Origin of the sequence: Pseudidiomarina sp. WS423 (assembly GCF_050750165.1) — a bacterium.
In the GTDB taxonomy this organism is placed as follows: domain Bacteria; phylum Pseudomonadota; class Gammaproteobacteria; order Enterobacterales; family Alteromonadaceae; genus Pseudidiomarina; species Pseudidiomarina fusca.
The window spans coordinates 119275-126453 of record NZ_JBOJLN010000008.1 but is presented as its reverse complement, the minus strand read 5'-3'; the positions used below and the strand labels follow the sequence as shown (position 1 = coordinate 126453).

The 7179-nt window shown below is 48.0% G+C and carries 8 protein-coding genes; 2 read left to right on the top strand and 6 right to left on the bottom strand.

What is annotated here, in order from left to right:
* Nucleotides 1–56 precede the first annotated feature (56 nt).
* From ACQ661_RS08720 to ACQ661_RS08710, 3 genes are read right to left on the bottom strand one after another with little or no spacing between them, the layout of a single operon-like run.
* Complete coding sequence (locus ACQ661_RS08720; RefSeq protein ID WP_313933187.1) at nucleotides 57–515, bottom strand: VOC family protein; 459 nt, start codon at nucleotides 513–515, stop codon at nucleotides 57–59.
* Nucleotides 516–526: 11 nt separating this feature from the next.
* Complete coding sequence (locus ACQ661_RS08715) at nucleotides 527–733, bottom strand: helix-turn-helix domain-containing protein (RefSeq protein ID WP_313933186.1); 207 nt, start codon at nucleotides 731–733, stop codon at nucleotides 527–529.
* Nucleotide 734: 1 nt separating this feature from the next.
* Nucleotides 735–1340, bottom strand: coding sequence for a hypothetical protein (locus tag ACQ661_RS08710; protein WP_153826948.1), 606 nt, complete (start codon nucleotides 1338–1340; stop codon nucleotides 735–737).
* Nucleotides 1341–1536: 196 nt separating this feature from the next.
* On the opposite strand from ACQ661_RS08710, the gene ACQ661_RS08705 reads away from it, so the two are divergent.
* Nucleotides 1537–2079, top strand: coding sequence for a DUF805 domain-containing protein (locus tag ACQ661_RS08705; protein ID WP_202912512.1), 543 nt, complete (start codon nucleotides 1537–1539; stop codon nucleotides 2077–2079).
* Nucleotides 2080–2082: 3 nt separating this feature from the next.
* Here ACQ661_RS08705 and ACQ661_RS08700 read toward each other — a convergent pair whose 3' ends face one another.
* The 3 genes from ACQ661_RS08700 to ACQ661_RS08690 form a co-directional block, all read right to left on the bottom strand.
* Entirely contained in the window at nucleotides 2083–2361 is a 279-nt protein-coding gene (locus ACQ661_RS08700) for a peptidylprolyl isomerase (RefSeq protein WP_153826947.1), read from the bottom strand.
* Between the two features lie 11 nt (nucleotides 2362–2372).
* Complete coding sequence (locus ACQ661_RS08695) at nucleotides 2373–3794, bottom strand: M28 family peptidase (RefSeq protein ID WP_431668169.1); 1422 nt, start codon at nucleotides 3792–3794, stop codon at nucleotides 2373–2375.
* A 174-nt stretch (nucleotides 3795–3968) separates the two neighbouring features.
* Nucleotides 3969–5489: a phospholipase D family protein gene (locus ACQ661_RS08690; RefSeq protein WP_431668168.1), complete on the bottom strand. Its 1521-nt coding sequence runs from the start codon at nucleotides 5487–5489 to the stop codon at nucleotides 3969–3971.
* A gap of 158 nt (nucleotides 5490–5647) precedes the next feature.
* On the opposite strand from ACQ661_RS08690, the gene ACQ661_RS08685 reads away from it, so the two are divergent.
* Nucleotides 5648–7174: an acetyl-CoA hydrolase/transferase family protein gene (locus tag ACQ661_RS08685; protein WP_110075578.1), complete on the top strand. Its 1527-nt coding sequence runs from the start codon at nucleotides 5648–5650 to the stop codon at nucleotides 7172–7174.
* The last annotated feature ends 5 nt before the right edge of the window (nucleotides 7175–7179 follow it).

Genomic DNA, 7179 nt, shown 5'->3' with positions numbered 1-7179 from the left:
CGCTTACCCCCGCTTTTTAGGTGAAGAATAGGGCGACGAATAGGGCGACGAATAGTTTATTGGTTTGTGGCCGGCTCGGGCGTCATTTCCTGCCATAACTGAATGGGATTGCCTTCAGGGTCTGCTAAGCGCGCAAATCTGCCGTTGGGGTAAGTTTCCGGGTCAACTTTCACTTCAATGCCGGCTTCGTGCAATTGAGCCACCATGGCATCTAAGTCGCGGACCCGAAAGTTAAACATAAATTGCTGAACGTCAGCACCAAAATATTTGGTTTTGCTATTAAACACACCAAACACTGTGCTGCCACCGGCCTGCACCCATGGCTGTTCTTCGTAGGTTTTAGGCTTTTGTTTTACGCCTAAATGTTCTTCATACCATTTGGCTAACGCTGCAGGGTTTTCCGCTTTAAAAAATACTCCACCAAAACTTAACACGGCTTCGCGATCGGCTGCAGCGGCGGTGGTTAACATGCCCGCAGCTAGCGCCGCAGCAATGGTTTTATTTAGCTTGCTCATGTTTCGTCCTTTTATTGGTCAAGATACACCAAAATATCACCAGGCTGGCAGTTAAGCTCACGACAAATTGATTCTAATGTGCTGAATCGAATAGCTTTTACCTTGCCTGTTTTCAGCAGCGACAAATTAGTCATGGACACACCAACGCGCTCAGATAGTTCGGTAAGCGACATTTTGTTTTTGGCTAATTCAACATCTAAGTTAATTTGAATGGCCATATTAAACTACTTCGACAGCGTGTTCGTCGGTTAAAAAATGATAAGCCAATAGTAACATCAGCGCCGGAAACAAAACGATGTTAACCACGGCAAGTACAAGCGTTAATTGCAGTACTGCGGCAATAAGCATGCCAACCGCAAATAGTTTGAGCGTGGTGGGTAGCGCAATAAAACGCGCAAGCATAGCTGAGCACATGCCAATAAGTGCAAAACAATAGAGAAATAAAAACACAATGCCAGCAACTAAGGTTACGTCAATGATGGTTTCCGTTATGCTGGGAAATAAGCCCAAACCAAGCAAAATATCAACGGCAACTGTGCTATGAAATAGGGCAACAAAAAACGCCATGGCCAACAGCATATTGGCAATCAACCCGCCGCCAATTTGGTCACGAAAGTACTTACTAAGGCTGAAATACACGTAAATTTCGAGTGCGCCGATGGCCACAAATAAAATATCCCAACCACTCAGTTCAAGAAAATCAGCGCGGAAGGCCATTTCAGCGTTATCGATAATAAATCCGAAAGTGGCTATCCAATAAATTGGAAACAATACCGCGAGGGTTATAGCGGCAATGCCGGCGAGTTTGTATTTGGTGTTATCCATGGTTTATCTCCAAATTGATGTGTTTATAAAATAGACGCGAAATAAACGTTTTGCAATAAATATTTTATGATAAACATAAATTAAATGACTTTTGATTTATACAAAACCAGCCGCCACCTTGTGTGCCGTAAAGATGCCGTAGTTAATTTCATTGAATGTGGTAACTTGTGGCTAACTATTTTGTGGAATACGCATCATGAACATTAATTCAAACCGATTAAAGCAATTACGTGCCGAGCGTAATTGGTCGCAAGAACAACTCAGCGAAATGTGCGGTGTTAACCTGCGTACTATTCAGCGCATAGAAACACGCGGTACTGCTTCGTTAGAAACCGCTAAAGCCTTGGCCGCAGTGTTTGAAGTGTCGGTTGATGAGTTGGCCGGTAGCGATAGTGCCCCTGTAAAAAATGCTGTGCTGCAAAGCGTTTGGGAGAGTTTGCAGAATTTTGATGACTTTAGTGGCCGCGCAACACGTTATGAGTTTTGGTGGTTCTTTGTGCTTTTTGTGTTGGTGCTGGGTTTAGTGGAGTTCATTCATCCGGTTTTAATGAGCATGGTGGCTATTGTATTGTTGTTGCCGTTTTTAGCCGTATCTACGCGCCGTCTGCGCGATGCAGGGCAGAGCCCTTGGTGGCAACTGATGATGTTGGTGCCTTTTGGGATACTAATCGTCATGTATTACTGGGCCATGCCGCGACCAGAACAGCCGCCAGCTACCGAACGGCCCTCTGGTCAGTAGTTTTTAACTTCTCGACAGCGTTTTTATCAAGTGCCAACCAAATTTGGTTCTAATCGGGCCATGCACTTCTAGGGTGGGCTTGCCGAACACCACTTTATCGAATTCTGGCACCATTTGGCCGCGCCCAAACTCACCTAAGTCACCGCCTTTTTTGCTGGAGGGGCAAAGTGAGTGCTTACGTGCAAGGTCAGCGAATTTCTTGCCGCTGGCCAATTGCTGCTTTAGTTTTTCCGCTTCTTCACGGGTTTTTACTAAAATATGCAGAGCATGTGCGCGTGCCATAGCTTGGTTCCTTAGTTATCGCGACCTACACGGAAGGCGCCCGCCGGGCCAGGATAGACGACTGGGCTTTCATAGCCATCTGCGCTGATACTAGCAACACCAAAAAAGTAATTATCAATCACCACGTTGTCTAAGGTGAATTGAGTAACATCGCCTACATAGCGACTAAATTGCCACTGTGGCTGATCGGTATAGCGCCAGTAAATTTTGTAGCCGGCAGCGCCTGGTATCTTGTCCCAACTGAGGCTGGTGCTTGGTTGCACAGCACCGGCAATAGCAACATTAGCTGGCGGTGCTGGGGCCCATGCCATGCTTGCTAATGATACCGCATTTAGCGCGGTCAGTTTTGCGGCGTAGTCGAAATCGACTCCGTCTAGGGTATCGCCAAATTTTATGCCATTTTCAGTGCGGAGGTCTTGATGCTGACGATTGTAGTTTTCGTTGGTTTCCATAATGCGCACACCCGGAAAACCTAAATCGTTAAATGGGCGATGATGGCCGCCGCGGCCAAAGCGGTCTAATCGATACACCACCATGGTGTCTAAGTTTGGAATGTAGCGATCAGCGATTTGGTCGATGTAGCGCGCCACGTTGCGGGTAGGTGAATCAACCTCGCCACCGGTAAAGCGACGCCGGTTAGCCTCGTTGGGCTGTTCATCCATGCGCGTACCTTCAGCAAAAATGCGGGCGGTGGTGTTATCTATCACACCGTTAATGCCCTCGATGTTGCCAATCATGTCGTTGTTTAATACGGCTTCGATAAACCAGCCATCGGCGAGGGCTTGCTCAGCCATAATCCGGCCACCAAATAAGCCTTGTTCTTCGCCAGCTAATGCAGCGTAAACGATACTGCCGTTAAATTGGTACTTACTTAGTACTCGGGCGGCTTCGAGGGTACCAGCTACGCCTGAGGCGTTATCGTTGGCACCAGGGGCATCAGAGGTGTAGTCCATCACATCGCTAACGCGTGAGTCGATATCACCCGACATGATAACGTACCGGTTAGGATCGCTAGTGCCACGTTGCACAGCGATGACGCTGACTACTTCAACAGGGTCTGGAATACGCGGTTCACCGCTGATCACACGGCTTTGAAAGTAGACCTCAAGACAACCGCCACAGTCTGCTGAGATGCGTTCAAACTCGGCTTTTATCCAACGTCGGGCAGCGCCAATACCACGGGTGTCTGATGCAGTTTCAGAAAGGGTGTGGCGGGTGCCAAAGCTGACTAGTTTGGTGATATCACGTTCAATATTGTCAGCGTTTATGTGGGCGGCAATATCATGTAACTTTTGCTGTTCGGCAGCTTCGGGCTGCTGTTGCTCTGGCGCTGCAATCGCGCCGACACTGAACGCCAAGCTGCCACTGCTTAGGGCAAGAGCTAAAGCTGGTAGCCATTTGCGCTTGGTTGGGGTACGCATAGATGTGTTCATAAGAGTCCCTGGCTGTTGTATTAGTTTATCTTACCGTGCTTCTAATGTGCCTAGTTGTCTAACTCTTGCGCTAGCAAAATACGCTCAATACAGGGTTAGATGCGACAATATACGATAAATAGTATAGGAGCGTTCACTCTGCTTTGACAGGCACGACTATCTAGCTGTTCGCCCCTACAGCAGCCAATCAATCGGCAACAAGCCAAAAAAGCCGGCGGCAAAGCGCTGAAACCAACTGGTTTGGGGTTCTTGATCATGTCTGATGTTGCCTTCAGGACGTCGTTCTAACCAGTACATGTGGCCATCTTCGTCTAGCAGCACCTGGTAACTGCTGTAGGGTACGTTATTGGTAAATGTTTCAGCGAGTTGTGTCGCTAGATGCTGGCTATCAATAATAAATCCAAGCTCAGTATTCAACCTAGCCGAACGCGGGTCAAAATTAAATGACCCGACAAAAATACGGTACTGATCTACGGCAAACGTTTTGGCATGCAAACTGGAAGCTGAACTAGAAAATGCGCCGGTTATAGTGGGATCAGAGCTGCCATTACTGGGGCGCATTTCAAACAGTTGAATACCAGCTTCTAATAAAGCGCGTCGCCGTTTGGCGTAACCTGAATGAACAATCGCCACATCGGTGGTGGCAAAGGCATTGGTGAGTACTTTTACTTCAACGCCCTTTGCGGCGATGGTGGCAAGGGCATCTACGCCAGCTGCAGTAGGCACAAAATAGGGTGATACCAAGAGGAGTTGTTGTTCAGGCGAACCTATGGCGCGGGTGAGGGCGTCGGTTATAAGTTCTTCAGGCGATGCCGTACCTAGCCCTTTGTTGGGGCTGTCACTGATCATGGCGACGTTAGCCCATTGCCAGCGCTCAGCTTGAATAAGATTGTCTAGGCTAACCTGCTGTGGTGTCACTAACGCCGCCATGTTGCTATCAGGAGGGCCCTGCCGCGGGTTGTTGGCCTGTGGGTGAAAGAATTCGTAGGGGTAAGCCGAATCGCTATTCCAATACTCATCAAAATCGTCTGAAACAGCATTAACAACCGGCCCCATGGCGAGTACATCAAGGTCGGCAAAGTAAAAACCATCGGAGCGATCAAAATAGTCATTACCTATGTTGCGGCCACCGACAATGGTGGCCAAATTATCAACAGTAAATGATTTATTGTGCATGCGCCGATTGGCTCGCGAAAAATCAAACATAAACCCAAGAGCACGCGAAAAACGTGGAATAAAAGGGTTGAATAAGCGTACCTGAATATTAGGGTGTTGATTGAGGTAGGCAAACCAGGCATCGGCGTCACGCGAATGTAAATCGTCCATCAGCAAGCGCACCCGTACCCCACGCTCAGCTGCAGCATAGATGGCCTCGAGTAATTGTTGGCCTGAGCTATCGTTGCGCCAAATATAGTATTGCAGATCAAGACTTACGTCTGCTTGCGCAGTTAGCAGTAAGCGGGTTGCGAGTGCTTGTTCTGCATCGGCTAACATCACCACGGCACTTTGTTGCGAAGAGCTTGTGGCTAAGTGCTCCTCTAGTACAGGAAGAATGCGTTGCCCCAAACGACTATGCTGAGTTTGTGCCAAGTTGAAAGCGTAGCTGGCTTCGCGCTGAGTTAGATCAGGTAAGCCTGTGCATGCTGCACAGCAAAACAATAATAGTGATAACAAAAATACTCGAAACATGGTCATGGTGATTGCCTTAGTTACCACGGTGCGCGGTGTTAGACTTTAGTCTAAGACCAACCTAAACCCCTACAATAAGGCGTAGAATAGCGCGCTTTGAATACCTGCATAGCCATTAATTAGCAAAGAATGCAGTCTTGTGAGTTAACAATACAGGTACAACTATGTCTACAGAGTCTAGAATTTTATGTCCAGCGTTACAACAACGGGTGACTACTGCTGAAGCCGCTGCGGCCATGATCCCTGCAGGAGCCAACGTAGGGATGAGTGGCTTTACTGGCGCTGGTTATCCCAAAGCCGTACCAGGTGCCCTCGCTGAGCGAATTAAAGCGCATAATGCGGCTGGAGGTAAGCCCTTTCGCATTAATGTGTTAACCGGAGCTTCAACGGCGCCTGAATTAGATGGCAAGCTGGCAGAAGTAGATGGTATCGAAATGCGTTTGCCGTTTCAAAGCGATCCTATTTGTCGCGAACGCATCAATAATGGCACCATGAATTATGCTGACTATCACCTTTCTGAAGTAGCTCAATACGCTTGGTCAGGTTTTTTTGGCAAGATGGATATCGCCATTATTGAAGTGGTAGGTATTCGTGAAGATGGTTCACTGATCCCCTCGTCGTCGCTGGGCAACAACAAAACCTGGATTGAGCAAGCTGATAAAATCATTCTTGAGGTTAACCATAAGCAAAACGCACGCATGGAAGGCATGCATGATGTTTATTATGGTGCGGCGTTACCGCCTAACCGTAAGCCGATTATGTTGACTGAACCGGGCCAGCGCATTGGCGAGCTTTATTTACGCTGTCCGATTGAGAAGGTGGTGGCGGTTGTTGAGACGAATGCTGCCGATCGTAACACGCCATTTAAAAAGCCAGATGACGCGTCGCGTAAGATTGCCGAACATATTCTCGAGTTTTTTGACCGTGAAATTAAATTGGGTCGTTTGCCAAAAGGCCTGTTGCCGTTGCAATCAGGCGTGGGCAACATCCCAAATGCGGTGTTGGAGGCGCTTGATAGTGGTCCTTATAAAAATCTAACGGCATACACCGAAGTCATTCAAGACGGCATGTTAAAAATGTTGAAGTCGGGCACCTTAGCCATGGCATCGGCTACGGCTTTTTCATTAAGCCCTGAAGGCATTGAAGAGTTTGATAAAGATATCGAATTTTATCGCCAAAAAATTCTGCTGCGCTCACAAGATATTAGTAACCATCCTGAAGTGGCACGGCGCTTAGGGGTTATTGCTACCAACGGCATGATTGAAGCGGATATCTATGGCAACGTGAACTCAACCCACGTAATGGGCACGCGCATGATGAACGGTATTGGTGGCTCAGGTGACTTTGCCCGAAATGGCTATTTGTCGATCTTTATGTCGCCATCTACCGCGAAAGACGGCAAAATTTCGTCGATTGTGCCAATGGTGTCGCATGTCGATCATACGGAGCACGATGTTAAAATTATCGTCACTGAGCAAGGCTTGGCTGACTTACGTGGGTTAGCTCCGCGTCAACGGGCTTTAGCTATCATCAATAACTGTGCCCACCCTGATTTTAAAGAGCAGTTATTAGATTACTTTGAGCGGGCTTGTGCGAGTGGCCGTGGCATGCACACACCGCACTTGCTGAATGAGGCGTTAAGCTGGCACGAGCGCTTCGAGCAAATAGGTACCATGAAGCCTAACGCCTAGGCTAG